We start from the raw sequence: 19,668 nt of genomic DNA on the forward strand, positions 1-19,668 counted from the left end.
CTCACCCGATGGGGCGGCGACCGTCACACAGCGCTGCACCGCGTCCGGCCCCGCATCGATCCTGGCCGGGATGAACGGGGACCCCCTGCACCGGCCCGGTGGTACGGCGGTGCTGTCGCTGCTCTGGGCGCTGAGCGCGGTGCTGTGTGCCGTCGTTGCGCTGCAGCCGACGTCCCAGCGCACCGCCGTCCCGCTCCTCTGGGCGCTCACCGGGCTCGCCGCCGCCGCGGCCGCGGCCCTGTGGCTGCGCCGCAGCCGGCTCGGCGGCCGGACGGTGCACGCAGCCGTCGCCGTCCTGTCGCTGCTCCTCGGTCTGCTGGCCTGGCGCTCGGCCACCGCGGTCACGATCGTCGGTCTCGGCCCGGCCATGGTGGCGCTCGGCACCTTCGCCGCCCACGTCCTCTCCCGCGGCGCCGCCCGCGCGCACGTGGCGTTCCTGCTCGCCGTCACCACGGCCGGTGCCGTGGCCGCACGGCCGTCGGGGTTCGTGGCCGTCTGGGTGGCGACGGTGGTGACCGTCGCGGTGCTCACCGAGGTGCAGGCGCGGGTCTCCGGCGAACTGCGCCGGGCGGCCGGCACCGACCCGCTCACCGGGCTGGCCAACCGGCGGGCCTGGGAGGCCGAGTCGGCCCGGAACCTGGCGCACGCCCAGCGCACCGGCGAGCCGCTCACCGTGGCGCTGCTCGATCTCGACGACTTCAAGCGGATCAACGACGAACAGGGGCACGGCGCCGGCGACGCCCTGCTGCGGGCGCTGGCGACCCGGTGGAGCGCCCGGCTGCGCCTGGCCGACCTGCTCGGCCGCTACGGCGGGGACGAGTTCGTGCTCTGCCTGCCGGGCACCGACGCCGCGCGGGCCGAGGAGCTGCTGGCGCGGCTGCGGACCAGCCACCCGGCGGCCTGGTCGGCCGGTACGGCGACCGCCCGACCCGGGGAGACGCTCTCCGACCTCCTGGGCCGCGCCGACGCCGAGCTCTACCGGCACAAGCGCGGCGGCTGACCGGAGTAGTCCCCGTGCGAGCCGGTCTCCGGAGCTCGTCCGCTCACCCGACGTCGCGGCGCCCCGTCCAGCGGGTCGTCAGCCGCGTCGCCAGTCGTCGGAGGTCAGGTGCGAACCGGCCATCGGGCCCATCTGCAGCATCCCGCCGTCCACGGGCCACGAGGCGCCGGTGACGTACCCGGCGGCCGAGGAGGCGAGGAAGGCGACGACGGCGGCGACCTCGCGGGCGTCGCCGGGGCGGCGCAGCGGCACCCCGGGGCGCTCGTGACCGGGGGCGGTCGGGTCCTCGTCCTCCTGGCCGGTCATCGGGGTGGCGATCTCCCCCGGCGCGACGGCGTTGACCGTGATGCCGTGCTCGGCCAGCTCGATCGCGGCCACCCGGGTGAGCAGGCCGAGCCCGCCCTTGGCCGCGCAGTAGGCCGCGGCGCCGACCCGCGGCTGGTGCTCGTGCACGCTGGTGATGTTGACGATCCGCCCGCCTCGGCCGGCGGCCACCATCCGGCGGGCGGCGCGCTGCAGGCAGAGGAAGGCGCCGTCGAGGTCGGTGGCCAGCACCTCCCGCCAGGTCTCGAACTCCAGGTCGAGCAGCGGGGTCGAGTGGCCGGTGCCGGCGTCGTTGACCAGGACGTCGACGCCGCCGAGGGCCCGGCCAGCTCGTCGACGACGTCGGCCGCGCCGGGCAGCCGGGTGAGGTCGACGTGCCGGACCTCCGCGCGGCGGCCCAGCGCCCGAACCTGCTCCGCGGTCGCCTCGGCGTCCGCCTGCTCGCGATACCAGGTGATCCCGAGGTCGCAGCCGGCCTCGGCGAGGGCCACGGCGGTCGCCCTGCCGATGCCGGACTCGGAGCCGGTGACGATGGCGACGCGGGGTGCAGGTGCGCTGTCGGTCATGCCGGCGACGCTAGATGAAGGACCCCTCCGCGCCCCACCGCTCGCAGGCTCGCGGTGGGACCCTGCAGAGGGGCCGCGCGACGGGTTTCAGGCGGCGTCGAGGCGCTGGTCGAGGAGGGCGTCGACGTCCGCCTCGGCCTCGGCCACCCGTCGCGTGTTCTCCGCGGACGGGCAGCGGGTCTCGGCGCTGCGCGCGACACCGAGGGCGATGTAGGCGACCGCGATCTCGAGGTCGAGGGTCTCGATGCGGGTGACGGTGCGGGTCATGTCGGCCTCCCCGGGGGGCGGGGTCTCTGTGCTCCGCACGCTAGGCCGGGGGTACGACGGTTGCGGCCCGGCCGAACCGACGTCCCCACTCGTGCAGCAGGTCCAGCAGCTCCGGCGGGGATACCACGGTGACCTCCGCACCGAGCACCCCCAGCGCGAACGCCGGCCAGTCCAGCGAGTCGGTCTCCATGCGCACCCGGCTGCGGTCCGGTCCGTCCTCCTCGACCTGCGCCCACCGGCCGATGCGCTCCCGCACCCGGGCGGCCGGCGCGTCGACCAGCACCTCCACCGCCACCTGCGCCGAGGACGCCCCGATGCCGGCCCGGACGAAGGCGACGGCGTCCTCCGCGGGCAGCCGCCGGGGCGCGAAGCGGGCGCCGGTGGGCCGGGGCCGGGTGAGCCGGTCGAGCCGGAAGCTGCGCCAGTCCCCCCGGGCGAGGTCGTAGGCGACGAGGTACCAGCGCCGTCCCAGGGCCACGAGCCGGTGGGGGTCGACCTCCCGTTCGGTCGCCGTCCCGTCGGCCGCGGTGTAGCCGAAGGCCAGCCGCTCGGCGTCGCGACAGGCCTGCGCGGCGACGGTCAGCGCCGACGGGTCGACGACGTCCCGCGCCCCGCTCCAGGGCGCCGGCTCGGTCGCCGCCCGCAGCGCCTCCACCCGGCGGCGCAGCCGGGGCGGCATGACCTGCACGACCTTGGCCAACGCCCGCACCGACGACTCCGCCGTCCCGGCGATCGCGCTCTGCGCCGCCGCCTGCAGGCCGACGGCGAGCGCGACCGCCTCCTCGTCGTCGAGCACCAGCGGCGGCAGCGCCGCCCCCGGGGCGAGCTGGTAGCCGCCGTCGACGCCGCGCTGGGCCTGCACCGGGTAGCCGAGCTCGCGCAGCCGCTCGACGTCGCGGCGCAGGGTGCGCACGGAGACGCCGAGGCGGTCGGCGAGGTCGGCGCCGGCCCAGTACCGGCGTTGCTGCAGCAGGGAGAGCAGCCGCAGGGTGCGCGCACCGGGATCGGTCACGTCCCCGATCGTCCTCCCATTGCGGTCAAGATCTGACACCTGTGGTCCCTAGCGTGGTCGGTATCGGTCCCCCCAGGAGAGGCGGATGCCATGACCACGCCGACCACCACGCTGTCCCGCGAGCGCGCCGACCTCGTCGAGACCCTCGACCGGCACCGGGAGTTCCTGCGGTTCACCGTGCGCGGCCTGACCGACGAGCAGGCCACCCGGCGGACGACGGTCAGCGAGCTCACCCTGGCCGGCGTCATCAAGCACGTCGCCTCCACCGAGGCGACCTGGACCCGCTTCATCGAGGGCGGACCCGAGGCGATGAGCGCTGGTTGGACCCCCGAGGCGTGGGCCCGCGAGTGGCGGCTGGAGCCCGGCGAGACCCTCGCCGACGTGCTCGCCCGCTACGAGGAGGTCGCCCGGCACACCGACGAGCTGGTCGCGACCCTGCCCGACCTGGACGCCGACCACCCGCTGCCCGAGGCGCCCTGGTTCGAGCCCGGCGCCCGCTGGTCGGCCCGCCGGACCTTCCTGCACATCATCGCCGAGACCGCCCAGCACGCCGGGCACGCCGACGTCCTGCGGGAGTCGCTGGACGGCCAGAAGACGATGGGCTGAGCGCCTCCTCGGCCCGAGGCATGGGAAGCGATCCCTCTGTTTCGCGGCCCCTGATGCAGGGATCGCTTCCCATGCCCGCGGAAGACGGGCTCACCCCTCGCGGACGGCGGCCACCACCTGCTCCAGCGCGGCCAGGCTGTGGCCGCTGACGAACGCGTCGCACAGCGGCAGCGCCGCGGCCATCCCGCCGACCAGCGGGGCGTAGCCGGGCGCGGCCCGGCGCGGGTTGACCCAGACGATGCGGTGGGCCAGCCGGCGCAGCCGCCGCATCGCCTCGGCGACGTCCTCGGGGTCGTCGGTGGCCCACCCGTCGGACAGCACGACCACGACCGCGCCGCGGGCCAGCCCCCGGCGGCCGTGCGCGGTGACGAACCCGCCGATCCCCGCGGCCAGCCGGGTGCCGCCGGCCCAGGCCGAGTCGGTGGCGCCGGCCCGGGCCAGCGCCCGGTCGGGGTCGCGGGCGGCCAGGTGCCGGGTGAGCCGGGTCAGCCGGGTGGAGAACACGAACGCCTCGGCCCGGGCCCCGGCCACCGCCCCCTGCAGCAGCGCCAGGTAGACGCGGGTGTAGGGCTGCATCGAGCCGGAGACGTCGCACAGCAGCACCAGCCGCCGCGGCTGCGCCCGCCGGGCGGCGTGCACCAGCCGCACCGGGTCCCCGCCGGCGCGCTGGGCGGCCCGCACCGTGCGCCGCAGGTCCAGCCGGTCGGCGCGCCGCCGGGTCGGCCGGGTGCGCCGGCTGCGCCGCTGCGGCGTGCCGAGCACCAGCCGGCCGACCAGCTCCCGCACCCGGGTCAGCTCGTCCGGGGTGAGGTCGGCGAAGGAGGTGTGCCGCAGCCGCTCCTCGGGCGAGGCCGCGGCCAGGACGACGTCCCGCTCGCCGTCCTCGCCGTCCCCCGGCCCCGGGGGCGACACTCCCCGCCCCGTCGGCGCCGGCGCGTCCGCGGGCGGGCGGGAGTCGGGCGGGGCCGGGCGCATCCGCGGCTCGGCGCCGACCGGCGGGGGCGCGGTCGGGTCGCCGCGGCTGTCGGCAGGGTCGAGGCGGCCGTCGAGGGCGGCGTCGAAGACGGCGGAGAACACCGCGTCGAACACCGGCAGCTGGGCGCGGTCGGTGACCAGGGCGACCCGGCAGGTCCAGTAGAGGGTGGCGCGGTCGACCGGCGGCACGAGCTGCAGGGCCCGCGCCAGCCCGGCGGCCCGGTCCGGGGTGGTCGGCAGCCCGGCCCGGTGCAGCGCGGTGGTCAGCCCGACCGCGAGCGGGCCGGGTGCCACCGCCGGCTCAGGCACCGGCCAGCCAGGTCGCACCCCGGCTGCGGGCCAGCTCCTGGTCGTCGCGGTTCTTGAGCACCGAGCCCCAGGTGGCCTCGACCGCCGCGGGTTCCAGCCGGGTCACGCCCAGCACGTCGAGGGCGGCCACCCAGTCGATGACCTCGGCGATGCCCGGCGGCTTGACCAGGTCGAGGCCGCGCAACCGGCTCACCGCGCCGGCGGCGTCCAGAGCCAGCGGCTCGCTGCTGCCGGGCACCCGGCGGCGCACGATCTCGGCGACCCGCTCCGGCGGCGGGTGGTCGATCCAGTGGTAGAGGCAGCGGCGGGTGAGCGCGTCGTGCAGGTCGCGGGTGCGGTTGGAGGTGAGGACGACGACCGGCGGGTGGGTGGCCCGCACCGTGCCCAGCTCCGGCACGGTCACCGCCGCCTCGGCCAGCACCTCGAAGGTGAACGCCTCGAACTCGGCGTCGGCCCGGTCGATCTCGTCGAGCAGCAGCACCGCCGGCCGCGGCCCGGGGTGCTCGATCGCCTGCAGCAGCGGCCGCCGCAGCAGGTAGTCCGGACCGAACAGGTCGTCGGCGCCCAGCGGCTGCCCCGACGCCTCGGCCAGCCGGATGCCCAGCAGCTGCCGCGGGTGGTTCCACTCGTAGAGCGCCTCGGCGGCGTCGATCCCCTCGAAGCACTGCAGCCGGTACAGCGGGGTGTCCAGCACCCGGGCCAGCGCCTTGGCCGCCTCGGTCTTGCCGACCCCCGGCTCGCCCTCCAGCAGCAGCGGCTGGGGCAGGCGGACGGCGAGGAACAGCGCCGTGGTCAGCCCGGGGTCGGCGAGGTAGTCGACGCCGTCGAGGGCCGCGGCCAGCGTCGCGACGTCCGGAACCCGGTCGCGGACCTCCTCCTCCGCCCCGGCCCGGGCGGCCGAGCGGCCTTTGTGGCCACTTCGTCCGCCCGCCGGGGGGCCGAAGTGGCCACAAAGGCCGCTCGGGTCGGCGTCAGGGAGCGGGGGCATACCGGACGGGGTCGGCGAGGAAGGCGGTGCGGCAGCCGTCGCAGCAGAACCAGGTGGGGACGCCGTCGACCGTCACGTGCGGGTTGGCGTCGACGGCGGCGACGCGCATCCCGCACACCGGGTCGACCACCCGCGCCGGTCCGGTCGGCGGCACCCGGCGTCCGGCGCTGCGCCGCTCGGCGACCACCTGGGCCCAGACCGACAGGGCGATCTCCCCCGCCGTCCGGGCGCCGATGTCCAGCCCGGCCGGGCTGCGCACCCGCGACCGCTGCTCGTCGGTCACGTCGAGGGAAGCCAGCACGGCCGCGCCGCGAATCCGGCTCGCGACCAGCCCCACGTAGGGGACGCCGAGCCGCAGCGCCGCGGTCAGCGCCGGCTCCTCGCCCCGCCCGTGCGACGCGACCACGAGCGCCGCGTCGTCGGCCGCGGGTGCGGCGTCCTCCCCGGACGCCGGCTCGACGGCGAACCCGAGCGGCCCGCCGAGCGCCACCAGCGCCTCGGCGACCGGGCTGTCGCCGACCACGAGCGCGCGCGGAGCCGGCACCCGCGGCTCGAGGAAGACCTCCACCGAGCCGCCGGACAGGCACGGGTTGGCCACCGTGACCGCGCCCTCCTCCGCGGCGCCCGCCCCGGCGCCGGACACGATCCGCAGCAGCAGCGGCTCGCCCGTCGCCAGCGCCATCAGCCCGTACTCGCGCACCGACGCCTCGGCGCAGGCGCCCCCGACGAACCCGTCGACGGCGCCGTCGGCCCGGACGAGCGCAGTGTCCCCGGCGTGCGCGCTGGCCGGCCGCTGCGCCCGCACGACGGTGGCCTGCACGAACGGGACCCGGCTGCGCACCAGCTCGGCGGCCGTGTCGGCGACCGACATGCGCTCCCCCTCGCGGGCTGGATTCGTGGGTTCGGCCCCGCTGCAGGGGCCCGCCGCAGGCGCGGTGACCGGCTGGAACGGCCTTCTCGCAGGGGCCCGCGCCGAGCCCGCGAGGCGTGGGGGGCGAGAAGGTCCTTCTTCAGATCGGCGGGGTGGGGCGGCCCTGCACCGCCTCCCACACCCGTGCGGGCGTGCAGGGCATGTCCACGTGCCGGATGCCGAACGGCGCGAGCGCGTCGACGACGGCGTTGACCACCGCCGGCGGGGACCCGACGGTCGCGGACTCCCCGATGCCCTTGGCCCCGATCGGGTGGTGCGGGGACGGCGTCACCGTGTAGCCGGTCTGCCAGTCCGGCACCTCCATCGCGGTGGGGATGAGGTAGTCCATGAACGACCCGCCCAGGCAGTTGCCCTGCTCGTCGAAGCCGATGAACTCCATCAGCGCCATGCCCACGCCGTCGGCCAGTCCGCCGTGGATCTGCCCCTCGACGATCATCGGGTTGATCCGGGTGCCGCAGTCGTCGACGGCGACGAACCGCCGCACGTGCACCTTCCCGGTGCCGCGGTCGACGTCGACGACGCAGATGTAGGCCCCGAACGGGAAGGTCAGGTTGGGCGGGTCGTAGGTGACCTCGGCGTCGAGGTTGCCGTCGATGCCCTCGGGCAGCTCGACGGTGCCGTGCGCGGCGAGCGCGATCTCGGTCATCGTCTTGCCGATCGACGGGTCGCCGGCGACGTGCCAGCGGCCCTTCTCCCACTCCAGGTCCTCCGGGCGGGTCTCCAGCACCGCCGCGGCGATGGCGCGGGCCTTGTCCTTCACCTTGCGGGCGGCCAGCGCCACCGCGCCACCGCTGACCGGGGTGGAGCGGCTGCCGTAGGTGCCCAGGCCGAACGGCGTCTGGTCGGTGTCGCCGTGCACCACGTCGACGTCCTCCGGCGGGATGCCCAGCTCCTCGGCGAGGATCTGGGCGAAGGTGGTCTCGTGGCCCTGGCCCTGGGTCTGCACCGAGAGCCGGACGACGGCCTTGCCGGTGGGGTGCACCCGCACCTCGGCGCCGTCGGCCATGCCGAGCCCGACGATGTCCATGTGCTTGCGCGGGCCGGCGCCCACGGTCTCGGTGAAGAAGGAGACGCCGATGCCCATGAGCTCGCCGCAGGCCCGCTTCTCCGCCTGCTCCCGGCGCATCCCCGCGTAGTCGACCAGCTCCATCGCCATGCGCAGCGCCGGCTCGTAGTCGCCGGAGTCGTACTCCCAGCCGGTCTTGTTGCGGTAGGGGAACTGCTCGGGGCGGATGAAGTTGGCCAGCCGCAGCTCGACCGGGTCGACGTCGAGCTCGTCGGCCAGCAGGTCGACCATCCGCTCCACCAGGTACACCGCCTCGGTGACCCGGAACGAGCAGGCGTAGGACACCCCGCCGGGCGCCTTGTTGGTGTAGACGCCGGTGACCGAGCAGTGCGCGGCCTGCAGGTCGTAGCTGCCGGTGAAGATGGAGAAGAACCCGGCCGGGTACTTGGTCGGCTGGGTGGTGGCGTTGAACGCGCCGTGGTCGGCCAGCACCGTCGTGCGGACGGCGAGGATCCTCCCCTCCCGGGTGGCCGCGATCTCCCCGCGCATGACGTAGTCGCGGGCGAACGCGGTCGACATGAGGTTCTCCGACCGGTCCTCCACCCACTTCACCGGCCGCCCGGTCACGATCGAGCCGACCACGGCGCAGACATAGCCGGGGTAGATGCCGACCTTGTTGCCGAACCCGCCGCCGATGTCGGGGGAGACCACCCGGATCTTGTGCTCGGGGATGCCGGCGACCATCGCGAACAGGGTGCGGTGGGCGTGCGGCGCCTGCGTCGTCTCGTACAGGGTGAGCCGGCCGTCGACGGCGTCGTAGTCGGCGATCGCGCCGCAGGTCTCCATCGGCGCCGGGTGCACCCGCGGGTAGACCATCTCCTGGCTGACGACGACGTCGGCGGAGGCGAAGACCGCGTCGGTCTCGGCCGCGTCGCCGGCCTCCCAGTCGAAGACGTGGTTGTCGGTACGGCCCTCCAGGTCGTCGCGGATGACCGGCGCGCCGGGGTCCAGCGCCCTGCGGACGTCGACGACCGGCGGCAGCTCCTCGTACTCGACGTCGATGAGCTCGAGCGCGTCGCGGGCGGTGTAGCGGTCCTCGGCGACGACGAAGGCCACCTCCTGGCCCTGGAAGCGCACCTTGTCGGTGGCCAGCACGGCCTGGACGTCGTTGGACAGCGTCGGCGCCCAGGCCAGGTTCAGCCGCTCCAGGTCCGCACCGGTGATCACCGCGTGCACCCCGGGGTGGGCCGCCGCCTCGGTGGTGTCGATCGAGACGAGCCGGGCGTGGGCCAGCGGCGAGCGCAGGACGGCGCCGTGCAGCATGCCCGGCAGCACGATGTCGTCGAGGTAGCGGCCCCGGCCGCGGACGAAGCGCGGGTCCTCCTTGCGCTGCACCCGGCCGAAGCCGATCGGCCGGTCGGGCGCGGTGAGCGCAGGGTTGGGCTCGCGCTCCTGGGGCAGCGCGGAGCGCTCCTGCACGGTGGTCATGCCGGCACCTCCTCGGCGGGCTGCTCGGGCGCCCCGACGGGGTGCTCGGCCGCCCAGCGGACGGAGCGGACGATCGTGGCGTACCCGGTGCACCGGCAGATCTGCCCGGAGATCGCCTCGCGGATGGTGGCCTCGTCGGGGTCGGGGTCGCGGTCGAGCAGGGCGCGGGCGGTCAGCAGCATCCCGGGCGTGCAGAACCCGCACTGCAGGCCGTGCTCGGCCATGAAGCCCTGCTGCACCGGGTCGAGCGTGGCGCCGTCGGCCAGCCCCTCGACGGTGCGCACCTCGTGCCCGTCGGTCATCACGGCCAGGGTGGTGCACGACTTGACCGGCTGGCCGTCGACGAGCACGACGCAGGTGCCGCAGTTGCTGGTGTCGCAGCCCCAGTGGGTGCCGGTCAGCCCGAGCGTCTCGCGCAGGAAGTGCACGAGCAGCAGCCGCGGCTCGACGTCGCGGGTCACCTCGGTGCCGTTGACGGTCATCGTGACCTGCACGGTTCAGCCTCCTGAGACGGCGGTGGCGAGCACGTCGGCCCCGGCGCGGCCGGCGGCCGAGCGCAGCACCCGGCGGGTGAGCTCGTCGGCGAGGTGGCGCTTGTAGTCGACCGGGCCGCGCTGGTCCTCGACCGGCGAGCTGGCCGCCGCGGCGAGCCGGCCGGCCTCGGCGAACGCCTCCTCGCTCGGGTGGACGCCGAGCAGCGCCGCGCCGGCCTCGACCGCGCAGCCCTCGAGCCCGAGGGCGGTCAGCCCGATGCTGGCGTCGGCGATCGTGCCGTCCTCGCCCAGCACGACCTGGGCCCCCGCGGCGGCCACCGCCCAGTCGCCGACCCGGCGCTCGACCTTCTCGTAGGCGCTGCCCGACCGCGGCCGGATCGGCAGGCGCAGCTCGGTGATCAGCTCGGTCTGCTCGCAGGCGGTCTCGTAGGGGCCGCGGTGCAGCTCCTCGATGCCGATGACCCGCTCGCCGTCGCGGCCGGCGATGACCACCTGGGCGCGCAGCACGTCGCAGACGGTGGTGAGGTCCTCGGCCGGATCGGCCTGGCCGAGCGACCCGCCGATGGTGCCCCGGTTGCGGACGACGGGGTCGGCGATGACCCGCTCGGCGTCGTGCACGATCGGGAACAGCTCCCCGACCAGCTCCGAGGCCAGCAGCTCGGCGTGCCGGGTGAGCGCCCCGACCCGCAGCCGGTCCCCGTCCCGCGTGATGGAGCGCAGCTCGGCGAGGTCGTTGATGTCGACCAGCCACTCGGGGCGGGCCAGCCGCAGCTTCATCATCGGCAGCAGGCTGTGCCCGCCGGCGACGACCCGCGCCTCGGGCCCGTGCCGGTCGAGCAGCTGCAGGGCGTCGGCCACGCTCGTGGCGCGCACGTAGTCGAACGGGGCCGGCACCTGCACGGGGACTCCTTCCCGCGGGGTCGCCGCGGGACCCCGATGGCGCAGGAGCTTGTGACCTGCACCACGCGGTTGTCAACAGCGCCCCGAGCGGGACCCGGACCCGGTCGGCGCGGCGGGGGGTGCCGGAGGCGGGTCAGCCCTCGGACGGTGCGGCGGCGGTCCGGTCCGGCGTCCGGGCGCCCTGCACCGACTGCCGGCCACCCGAGACCCCCTCCGGGGCGGCCGGTCCGGTCCCGGCGTCCCCGCTCGGCGTCCCCTCCCCGCGGACGACCCGACCCTCGGTCATGTCCGGGTCACCGGCGGTCTGCTCGACCGGCGCCTCGCGCGTCCTGGTCTCCCCCGGCCGGTCGTGCACCTGCTGGACCGAGCTGCCCTGCTCGGCGACCCGGACGGCCTCGGCGACGTCGGCGCCGCTGCGGGAGGCGTCGGGCGAGGTGTCCTCGGTGGCGGGTTCCTCGGACGAGCTCACGGCGGCCTCCACGTCGTCGTCGGGCACGGTGCGGGCAGTCTCGACCCCGGCCGCGCGCCCGGCAAGGGCCCGGTCAGCCGCCGCGCTCAGGCCCCGGTCCGCGGCGCCTCCCACAGGTCGATGCCGGCGTCCACGGCGTGCTCGTCGATCGCGGCGAGCTCATCGTCGGTGAAGTCCGTAGACCCGGCTTGACCTGCACCTCCGCCGGCTCAACTTGACCACTACGGAAAATCCGTAGTTGTTGGCCAGGTCGAAGTGGGTGATCCCCAGGTCGAAGGCGCGGCGCAGGACGGCGCGCTGCCGCTCGAACGGGACGTCGTCGCCGAAGTTGTGCCCCAGGCCGAGGCTGATCGCGGGCAGGTCCAGCCCGCTGCGCCCGGTGCGCCGGTAGGTCATGGAGTCGTAGCGGGTGTCGGACGCACGGTGGGCCCTGCCCTGATCCAGCATGCCCCGATCCAACATGCCTGCGATCCGACCAGCGACCGCCGCGTCCGGCTCCCCGCCGTCCGGCGAGGTCGGGGCCGGGGACCCTGGTGCCGGCCGCCCACGGGCCTACGCTCGCAGGCGACAGTGCCCACGTCCTCCGGGAGGATGACCGTGCTCCGCTTCCTCGGCCTGCTGCTGGTCATCTGGTTGGCGATCACCGTCATCGGCGCCGTCGTCAAGGGCCTGTTCTGGCTGGCCGTCGTCGGCGGGCTGTTCTTCCTGCTCACCGCGGCGTTCGGCTGGGGGAAGCAGAGGAACCGGCTCTGACCACGGCCGCGCCGGTGCGCCGAGGACGGCGGTCACGGCGGCCGTCTCCGCGGCGAGGTCGGCCAGGGCGGGGTCGCGGACCGCGCAGGACGCGGCCAGGGCGACGATCCGCGCAGGCAGCGGACGGTCGGGCAGCCGGGCGGTGACCCGGTCGGCCCCGCGGGCCAGCAGCGCGGCGGCGGCGGCCTCGTCCCCGCGCGCCGCGGCGCGGACGGCGGCGACGGCGTTCATCAGCGCACTGGCCGGCCACGACCACGCGGGTCCGGCCGGGACCGGTCCGGGCGGAGGCAGCGGCGGGTGCGCGACGACCTCCAGGTCCACCCGCCAGAACACCGGCAGTCCGCGGAGGAGTGCGTAGACCAGCCGGCGGTCGGGGGCGGCGGCAGTCTCCGGGTCGAGCCGCAGCAGTCGCACCGGCCGGACCGATCCCAGGGCCGCTGGCAGCATCTGCAGGCAGGTGTCGCGATCGGCGCCGGCGACGTCCACGCGGAGGTCGATGTCGCTGAACGCGTCGGCGGTCCCGCCGGCGAGGGACCCCCGTAGGGCGACGCGGGCCGAGGGCGCCGTCCCGGCGAGCGCCGCGCGGAGGGCGTCGACGATCTCGGTCCGGCGCTCCTCCCGCAGGTCGAGGTCGGCCACGGCACCACGATGGCGGACGAGCGCGGCTCGGCCCAGCACGGGACCGGCCGTCACCAGCGAGGTCCCGCCGACGCGGACGGCGACCACCGCACGCCGGTGGTCGTCCTCCCTCCCGCGGGGCGACGGCCGGCGCGCGGTGGTCTCCGCCGAGGGTGACCGGTGCTCGGGGCCTGTTCTGGCCGGCCGACGCCCGGGGCGGGCGCGGGGCCGGCGATCAGAACCGCAGACCGGCCTCCAGGTGGCCGAGGGCCTCGTCGAACCGGTGGAACACCGAGGCCTGTCCGGCGGGCCCGTCGTCGGCCGTGGTGGCGGTGGCGCTGCCGACGGGGAGGACGGCGAGCACCACACCGACCAGCGCGCCCGCCATGACCCGGACGGCGGGATCGTCGGGCTGCCGTCCCGCGCGTTCGGCGATGACCTCGGCGAGCACGTCGAGGCTGCGCGCGAGCTCGGTCACCAGCCGCGCCGCCAGCTCGGGGACGGTCTGGAACAGCCGCTGCCGCTCGAACTCGCGGGCCAGGTCCTCGTCGGTCAACCGCTCGACCACGTCGCGGACCGCGGCCCGCATCGCCGGGATGAAGGGGAGCTCGGGGGGCTGGGCCCGGACGGCGGCGAGGAAGGCGGGGTCGAGGGCGTCGTGGGTGACGACGTCCTCCTTCGTCCCGAAGTACCGGAAGAAGGTGCTGGGCGAGACCTCGGCGGCCGCGGCGATCTGCTCGACCGTGGTGGCCGCGTACCCCTGCTCGACGAACAGCCGCAGCGCCTGCTCCTGGATCGCGGCCCGGGTCCGCGCCTTCTTGCGCTCCCGCAGGCCGGTGCCGGGCACCGGCCCGCGGGGGCGCTGGTCAACGGGTCGCGGGGACGTCATGCGGGGATTCTGCCGCGCGCTCCTCGGCGGCACCGTCCCCCGGCCGGGGCAGGAGGGCCGCGGCCAGCAGCGCGCAGGCCGCCGCGGCACCGGCCGCCACCCAGAAGGCGACGTCCATCCCGTGCACGAAGGCGTCACGGGCCGACTGCAGGAGCGCGGGTGCGCCGAGCTCCCGGGCGACGGCCGCGCCGCCGGGAAGGCCGGCCCGCGCCTGCTCCGCAGCCGCCGGCGGGAGGGCGTCGGTGTCCACGCCGGTCCGGTACAGGGACGCCAGCAGGCTGCCGAGGACGGCGACGCCCAGCGCCGCCCCGACCTGGCGCAGGGCCTGGACGACGGCCGAGCCCACGCCGCTGCCCTCGTCGGACAGCACCCCGATGGCGGCGTCCATCGCCGCCGGGAGCGAGGCGCCGAGCCCGATCCCGGTGAGGGCCAGCCAGCAGGCGGCGAACCCGTACCCGCTGTCGGCGCCGGTGGTCGCGGCTGCGGCCAGGCCCGCGGCCAGCACCAGGCAGCCGGCCGTCACGCGCACCCGCACGGAGCCGCGCCGGGCCAGCCGATCGCTGCCCTGCGCGCCCACGAGGAGTCCACCGATGAGCGGCAGCAACCGCAGCCCGGTGCCCAGGGCGTCAGCGTCGAGTACCCCCTGCAGGTACTGCGGCACGGCGAAGAGCACGCCGGCCAGCGCTGCGGTGACGACCGCGGCGACCGCGGTGCCGCCGGTGAAGGCGCGGGACCGGAACAGCGAGGGGTCCACCAGCGGTGCGTCGGTGCGCCGCTCGCGGAGGACGACGGCGCCCAGGCCGAGCACCCCTCCGGCGAGCAGCGCCAGGGCCGCGGCGTCGTCCCAGCCGCGGTCACCGGCCCGGATGAGGCCGGAGACCAGGGCGGTCAGGCCGGCGCTGGAGGACAGGATCCCGAGCGGGTCGACGCGGCCGGGTCGCGCGCTGCGCGACTCGGGCAGGAGCGCGGCCACCGCGGCCAGGGCCACGAGCGCCACCGGCACGTTGAGCAGGAAGACCGAACCCCACCAGAAGTGGTCCAGCAGCCAGCCGCACGTCGTCGCCGAGGGCGTCGAGCGCCCGGCGCACGCGGAGGTCCTGCACGACCTGGGCTGCCGCTCCGCCCAGGGCTTCCTGTTCGGCCGGCCCGCCCCGCTGGCCGCACTGCACGAGGACCTGCTGGCGGGGTCGGTGCCGGCCACCGCTCGTTGAGCGGTTCTGCGACGGCGGCCGCGTCGGGGTTCCTGAGCGCGGTCAGCCCCGCACGGCATCGGCGGTGGGCGCCGTCGCCGTGCGAGCGGCGACGGCGGGGACGATCAGCCGCGCGGCCGCGGTGCAGCCGCGCACGAAGCCGAAGAAGGGACCGAAGTCGTGGGTCGCCGCGAACCCGGTGACGAACAGACCCGGGACGCTGGTCTGCATGTGCTCGTCGAGCACGGGGAACCCGTTCGCGGTCGCCAGCCCCGGCACGTCGGCGAGGTAGGGCACGGCGGTGACGTCGGCCCGGTAGCCGGTGGCCAGGACGACGTGGTCGACGACGAGCGTCTCGCCGGTGGACAGCTCGGCGCGGATCTCCCCCGAGGGCAGCTCCACGCACCGGACGACCTCGGTCCGCGGGTGGCGGTGCACGACGCTCTCGGGCAGCCGCGGGGGCAGCCACGGCTCGAGCTTGAGCCGGCCCTCGGCCCAGAAGCGGCGGTCGACGGCCGCGCGCTCGTCGTCGGGCAGGGAGCGGTACCAGCCGGGGACCGACTCGGTGCGCTCGATCAGGGCGTCCACGAAGGACCAGTCGGAAGGCGTGAACGCGGGGGTGTCGTGGCGGTGGACGACGTGCACGGCCTCGACCCCCTGGTCGGCGAGCAGCGCGGCCCACTCGTAGGCGCTCTGCCGCCCACCGACGATCAGCGTCCGGGCGTCGCGGGTGCGGTCGAACTCGGTGAGGAAGCAGGTGTGGGCGTACCGGTCGGCCGACAGCCCGGCGACGAGGTGCCAGGGCGCCGCGGCGAAGGAGCTGATGCCGGGAGCGGCGACCACGGAGCGCGCCGAGAGGCTGCCCGCGTCGCCGAGCTCGACCTCGACCCCGTCCGGGCGGGGCCGCACGGCGGTGACCAGCTCGGGGCGGACCTGGATGCCCTCCACGTCCTGGAACCAGGTGGCGTAGTCGACGAAGAGCTCGACCGGGATCGGGTGGACGTCGGCCGGCCGGATGCCGCGCTCGGCCAGGTAGCGCTCCATGGTGTGTACCTCGGCGGCGTCGAGGTGCCAGTCGACCCCGGAGCGCAGCAGCATGCCCCGCGGCATGTGTCGGCGCCAGAAGGACATCGGTTCGCCGAGCACCAGGGTCTCGATCCCGGTGTGCCGGGCGTGCGCGGCGACGGCCAGCCCGTAGGGGCCGGCGCCGATGACGACGAGTGACAGGTCCGGCATGGTCGCTCCCCTCGTGGGCACAGCAGCCCGCGAGGGGAATGGTGCTCCGATGGAGGTGCCGGGCGCATCAGGGCCGACGCCGCAGGCGCTCCGGCTACCGGAGCCCCGGTCAGGGCAGGACGCGCCAGGACGAGCGGGTGGCGTCCTGGCAGCCGTCGGTGCGGGTCTCCCCGGCCGCCCGCGCGTCCCCGGGCAGCGACCGCAGCCCCTCCTGCCCTGCGCGCCGCGCCTCCTCGGCCTGCCGGCGGGCGGTGACGTCGCTGGCCGCGCCCACCCACTCCTCGACGCGGCCGTGTTCGTCGAGCAGCGGGACCGCGCGCGAGAGCACCCAGCCCAGCGATCCGTCCGGACGGCGGACGCGGTGCTCGAGCTCGAAGACGTTCCCGGTCCGCACCGCCTCCTCGATCGCCCGGGTGACCAGCGGCTGGTCGTCGGGGTGGATGTACTGGTCGAGCCAGGAGGCGGTGGGCCGGTCGGTGTCGGCGATGAAGCCACGGCCGTCGAGGGCATGCATCTCCGTCCAGTCGGCGTTCATCCGGTAGACGACGTCGAAACTGGCGTCGACCAGCGCCCGCCAGCGGCCCGCGCTGCGTCGGCGCAGCCGGGCCAGCTCGAGCTGGGCGCCGATGCGGGCCAGCAGCTCGCGGGGCGAGAAGGGCTTGACGATGTAGTCGTCGGCACCGGCGAGCAACCCCTCGACCGCGGACTCCTCTCCCGCCCGGGCGGTGACCAGGACCACCGGGACGTCGGCCGGCCCGTCGTCCCCGCGCAGCGCGCGCAGCAGCCCGGAGCCGTCGAGCCGGGGCATCACCACGTCGGCGAGCACGAGGTCGGGCCGCAGCGCGCGGGCCGCCTCCAGCGCCTCGACGCCGTCCCGAGCCGTGGCGACCCGCCAGTGGGGTTCGAGCAGCCGGCGCAGGTAGTCCCGCGCGTCGGCGTTGTCGTCGACGACCAGCACGCGCGCACCGAGCGCCCGGCGCACGATCCCGTCCGGCTGCGCCCCCGGGTCGTCGGCGGGCTCGGCGAGGACCGCCTCCTCCCCGACCGGGGCCGCGGTGACCCAGCGCTCGACCTCCTCGGCCAGCGCGGCGGCGACGTCGGACCGCGCGACGGAGACCGGCTCCCCCGGGTGGTCGGCGGCGGGCCGCCGCCCCAGCGGCAGCCACACCGTGAAGGTGGTGCCGACGCCGACCTCGCTGCGCACCCGGACCCGGCCGTGGTGACGCCGCACCAGCTCGTCGACCAACGCCAGGCCGATCCCGGCGCCCTCGTGCGTGCGCGCCCGCGTCCCGCGCACGCGGTGGAAGCGCTGGAACAGGTGCGGCAGGTCGTCGGCGGGGATGCCCACCCCGGTGTCGCGCACCTGCACCTCGACGTGCTTGGGCAGCGGCCGCACCGAGACCTCGACGACCCCCTCGAAGGTGAACTTCAGCGCGTTGGCCAGCAGGTTGGACAGCACCTTCTCCCACATCTGCGGGTCGACCCACACCGGTTGCGGCAGCCGCGGGGCGTCCACCCGCAGCTCGATCCCGGCCCGCTCGGCCGCGCTGCGGAACAGCCCGGCGACGTCGGCGGTCAGCCGGGACAGGTCCGTCGGCGCGAACGCCGGGCGCAGCCGGCCGGCCTCGGCACGGGAGAAGTCGAGCAGGCTGCCGACCATCCGCAGCAGCCGGCGGGCGTTGCGCCCGGCCAGCTCCACGTCGGCGCGCAGCTCCTCGGGCAGGTCGGCCCGGCGCTCGTGCAGGGCCTCGAGCGGGCCGAGCATCAGCGTCAGCGGGGTGCGGAACTCGTGGGAGACGTTGGAGAAGAACTCGGTCTTGGCGCGGTCGAGCTCGGCCAGCCGCGCCAGCCGCTCGCGCTCGCGCTCCCGGCCGCGCGCCTCGACCACCCGGGCGGCGACCTCGCGACCGGCCAGCCAGAGGAACTCGCGGTAGGCGGCGTCCAGCGGCAGCCGCGGGTGGACCCCGAGCACGAGCAGGCCGTTCGGGGAGTCGGCCCCCGGCTCCCGCAGCGGGACGAGCAGCGCCGCCTCGGGGACCAGCCCGTCCGGCCCGGCGGGGCCCCCGAAGCGGGCGGCGACGTCCTCGACCAGCAGCGGCTCCCCGAGCCGGGCGGCCCGGGCCAGCGGCCAGCCGGGGTCGCCGGTGTCCAGCTCGACCCGGGACGGGGCCATGGGTCCCCCGGCCTCGACCCCGACGGCGTCGACCAGGAGGGCCACGCTGCCCACGCCGTCGATCCGGTAGCCCACGGCGAACAGGACGTCCTCGCCGTCGACCGCGATCGCGGCCAGGGCGCTCTCGAGCGCGGTCCGCCAGGTCGTGGTGCCGGCCGTCCGGCTCCCGAGCTCGTGCAGGGTGCGCAGCCGCCGGTCGGCCAGGACCTGCGTGGTCCGCTCGACGACGGTGGCCAGGATGCCGCCGACCGCGCCGGCCTCGTCCCGGATCGGGGTGAAGAACAGGTCGAACCAGGCGTTCTCCAGCACTCCGGAGCGGGTGATCGGGTAGAGCGCCTCCCGCACCTGCACGGGGGATCCGGCGAGGACCTGGGCGTAGATCCCCTCGTTGAGGTGCCACACCTCGGGCCAGCAGTCCCGGTTGGCCTGGCCCAGCCCGGCGGGGTGCTTGACCCCCATGAGGTCGCGGTAGCCGTCGTTGTAGAGCTGGATGTGCCGCGGTCCCCACAGCAGGCACATCGCCAGCGGCGCCTCGAGCACCAGGCGGACGGTCGTGCGCAGCGCCGCCGACCACCCGCCGACCGGACCCAGCTCCGTCGTCGACCAGTCCCGCTCCCGCGCCAGCCGCGCCACCTCGGCGGGGCCGGCGAACAGCGAGCGGACGGCGGCGACGTCGGCGCTCGACGGCGGCAGGCCGCGGCCGGCCACCAGGTCCACGACGGCGCGACCGAGGACGTGCACCGCGAGCACCCGGTCGGCCGCTCCGGCCGTGGCCACCGCCCGCGGCATCGACGGGTGCTCGGAGGTCTCCTCGTCCTGCACGAGCACGGTGCCCCCGGCGGCGTGCACCGCCCGCGCGCCGGCGGCCCCGTCGTTCCCCATCCCGGTCAGCACCACGGCCAGCACCGCGTCGCCGAAGGAGTCGGCGACCGAGGCGAGCAGGCGGTCGAGCGGCCGGTCGGCGACCACGCTGTGCAGCGGCTGCGCGCTGCACGAGCCGTCGGGGAGCACCTCCAGGAGCGTGCGCGGCCGGGCCACCGTCACCAGCCCCGGACGCAGCTGGCCGCCCTCGTCGGCCCAGGCCACCTCCAGCGGGATGCGGCGCTGCAGGATCTCCACCAGGTGGCTGCCCTGGCCGCTGAGGTGCTGGGCGAGCACGACCGGCACGGGGAGGTCGGCCGGCAGCTCCCGCAGGACCCGGGTGACCGCGTCCAGCCCCCCGGCGGAGGTCACGATCGCGACGACGGCGAACGGTGCGGCGTCCTCCGCCGGGTGCGACGGCTCGTCCACCACGTCAGCTCCTCCCACCCCGACCCCGGCGGCGGCAGCGTGCAGGTCCCGCCGGGACGGCTGTCGGCGTTCGCCACTGTAGGCCGGTCGGCGCCCGGCGCGACGCCGCGGATCCGGACTCCGCGGATCCGGATCGGTTCCCCGGGAGGCGCTCAGCCGCCGGTGCCGACCGGCTTCCGGCCGG

The 19,668-nt window shown here is 76.3% G+C and carries 18 protein-coding genes and 1 pseudogene; 3 read left to right on the plus strand and 16 right to left on the minus strand.

Going from position 1 to position 19,668, the window contains the following annotated elements; all coding sequences use genetic code 11:
• Positions 1-70: 70 nt before the first annotated feature.
• Positions 71-1,000 (plus strand): diguanylate cyclase, encoded by a 930-nt coding sequence (locus DQ238_RS08440; protein ID WP_147263032.1) that lies wholly within the window; start codon positions 71-73, stop codon positions 998-1,000.
• 78 nt (positions 1,001-1,078) lie between these two features.
• Here the strand turns inward: DQ238_RS08440 and DQ238_RS08445 are convergent.
• From DQ238_RS08445 to DQ238_RS08455, 3 genes and pseudogenes are all read right to left on the minus strand, one after another.
• Positions 1,079-1,890 (minus strand): annotated as a pseudogene (locus DQ238_RS08445) (SDR family oxidoreductase).
• A gap of 87 nt (positions 1,891-1,977) precedes the next feature.
• The gene (locus DQ238_RS08450) at positions 1,978-2,157 is read right to left on the minus strand and encodes a hypothetical protein (RefSeq protein ID WP_113780849.1); all 180 of its coding nucleotides are present in this window, start codon (positions 2,155-2,157) and stop codon (positions 1,978-1,980) included.
• 40 nt (positions 2,158-2,197) lie between these two features.
• Entirely contained in the window at positions 2,198-3,169 is a 972-nt protein-coding gene (locus DQ238_RS08455; protein WP_113780850.1) for a YafY family protein, read from the minus strand.
• A 90-nt stretch (positions 3,170-3,259) separates the two neighbouring features.
• Between DQ238_RS08455 and DQ238_RS08460 the strand changes: the two genes are divergently transcribed.
• Positions 3,260-3,775: a DinB family protein gene (locus DQ238_RS08460; protein ID WP_113780851.1), complete on the plus strand. Its 516-nt coding sequence runs from the start codon at positions 3,260-3,262 to the stop codon at positions 3,773-3,775.
• Positions 3,776-3,865: 90 nt separating this feature from the next.
• Here the strand turns inward: DQ238_RS08460 and DQ238_RS08465 are convergent, their stop codons facing one another.
• The 11 genes from DQ238_RS08465 to DQ238_RS08515 all read right to left on the minus strand — a co-directional run bounded on the left by DQ238_RS08465 (position 3,866) and on the right by DQ238_RS08515 (position 14,598).
• A complete protein-coding gene (locus DQ238_RS08465; protein ID WP_199506208.1) occupies positions 3,866-5,044 on the minus strand; it encodes a VWA domain-containing protein in 1,179 nt (392 codons plus the stop codon).
• 7 nt (positions 5,045-5,051) lie between these two features.
• Positions 5,052-6,047 (minus strand): MoxR family ATPase, encoded by a 996-nt coding sequence (locus DQ238_RS08470; RefSeq protein WP_113780853.1) that lies wholly within the window; start codon positions 6,045-6,047, stop codon positions 5,052-5,054.
• Complete coding sequence (locus tag DQ238_RS08475; RefSeq protein WP_113780854.1) at positions 6,031-6,918, minus strand: XdhC family protein; 888 nt, start codon at positions 6,916-6,918, stop codon at positions 6,031-6,033. Before DQ238_RS08475 ends, DQ238_RS08470 begins: the two co-directional genes overlap by 17 nt.
• A gap of 139 nt (positions 6,919-7,057) precedes the next feature.
• The gene (locus tag DQ238_RS08480; protein ID WP_113780855.1) at positions 7,058-9,472 is read right to left on the minus strand and encodes an aerobic carbon-monoxide dehydrogenase large subunit; all 2,415 of its coding nucleotides are present in this window, start codon (positions 9,470-9,472) and stop codon (positions 7,058-7,060) included.
• Positions 9,469-9,966 carry a (2Fe-2S)-binding protein gene (locus DQ238_RS08485; RefSeq protein WP_113780856.1) on the minus strand — a complete coding sequence of 166 codons (498 nt, stop codon included), beginning with the start codon at positions 9,964-9,966 and terminating at the stop codon, positions 9,469-9,471. Before DQ238_RS08485 ends, DQ238_RS08480 begins: the two co-directional genes overlap by 4 nt.
• Before the next feature lie 3 nt (positions 9,967-9,969).
• Positions 9,970-10,866 carry a xanthine dehydrogenase family protein subunit M gene (locus DQ238_RS08490; RefSeq protein ID WP_113780857.1) on the minus strand — a complete coding sequence of 299 codons (897 nt, stop codon included), beginning with the start codon at positions 10,864-10,866 and terminating at the stop codon, positions 9,970-9,972.
• Positions 10,867-10,999: 133 nt separating this feature from the next.
• A complete protein-coding gene (locus DQ238_RS08495) occupies positions 11,000-11,335 on the minus strand; it encodes a hypothetical protein (protein ID WP_147263033.1) in 336 nt (111 codons plus the stop codon).
• A gap of 159 nt (positions 11,336-11,494) precedes the next feature.
• Positions 11,495-11,782 carry an aldo/keto reductase gene (locus tag DQ238_RS24210; RefSeq protein WP_305037559.1) on the minus strand — a complete coding sequence of 96 codons (288 nt, stop codon included), beginning with the start codon at positions 11,780-11,782 and terminating at the stop codon, positions 11,495-11,497.
• A 105-nt stretch (positions 11,783-11,887) separates the two neighbouring features.
• Positions 11,888-12,727: a nucleotidyltransferase domain-containing protein gene (locus DQ238_RS22735; RefSeq protein ID WP_158550737.1), complete on the minus strand. Its 840-nt coding sequence runs from the start codon at positions 12,725-12,727 to the stop codon at positions 11,888-11,890.
• A gap of 214 nt (positions 12,728-12,941) precedes the next feature.
• Complete coding sequence (locus DQ238_RS08510) at positions 12,942-13,595, minus strand: TetR family transcriptional regulator (protein WP_113780860.1); 654 nt, start codon at positions 13,593-13,595, stop codon at positions 12,942-12,944.
• A complete protein-coding gene (locus DQ238_RS08515) occupies positions 13,573-14,598 on the minus strand; it encodes an MFS transporter (protein ID WP_199506221.1) in 1,026 nt (341 codons plus the stop codon). Before DQ238_RS08515 ends, DQ238_RS08510 begins: the two co-directional genes overlap by 23 nt.
• 1 nt (position 14,599) lies before the next feature.
• Between DQ238_RS08515 and DQ238_RS23120 the strand changes: the two genes are divergently transcribed.
• Positions 14,600-14,806 (plus strand): EAL domain-containing protein, encoded by a 207-nt coding sequence (locus DQ238_RS23120; protein ID WP_233495822.1) that lies wholly within the window; start codon positions 14,600-14,602, stop codon positions 14,804-14,806.
• Between the two features lie 42 nt (positions 14,807-14,848).
• On the opposite strand, the gene DQ238_RS08520 is transcribed toward DQ238_RS23120, so the two are convergent.
• Positions 14,849-16,021 carry an NAD(P)-binding domain-containing protein gene (locus DQ238_RS08520; RefSeq protein ID WP_113780862.1) on the minus strand — a complete coding sequence of 391 codons (1,173 nt, stop codon included), beginning with the start codon at positions 16,019-16,021 and terminating at the stop codon, positions 14,849-14,851.
• A gap of 109 nt (positions 16,022-16,130) precedes the next feature.
• The gene (locus DQ238_RS08525) at positions 16,131-19,487 is read right to left on the minus strand and encodes a chemotaxis protein CheB (protein WP_147263034.1); all 3,357 of its coding nucleotides are present in this window, start codon (positions 19,485-19,487) and stop codon (positions 16,131-16,133) included.
• Positions 19,488-19,668 lie beyond the last annotated feature (181 nt).

The sequence above is a fragment of the Geodermatophilus sp. TF02-6 genome (assembly GCF_003319115.1).
Lineage (GTDB): Bacteria > Actinomycetota > Actinomycetes > Mycobacteriales > Geodermatophilaceae > Geodermatophilus.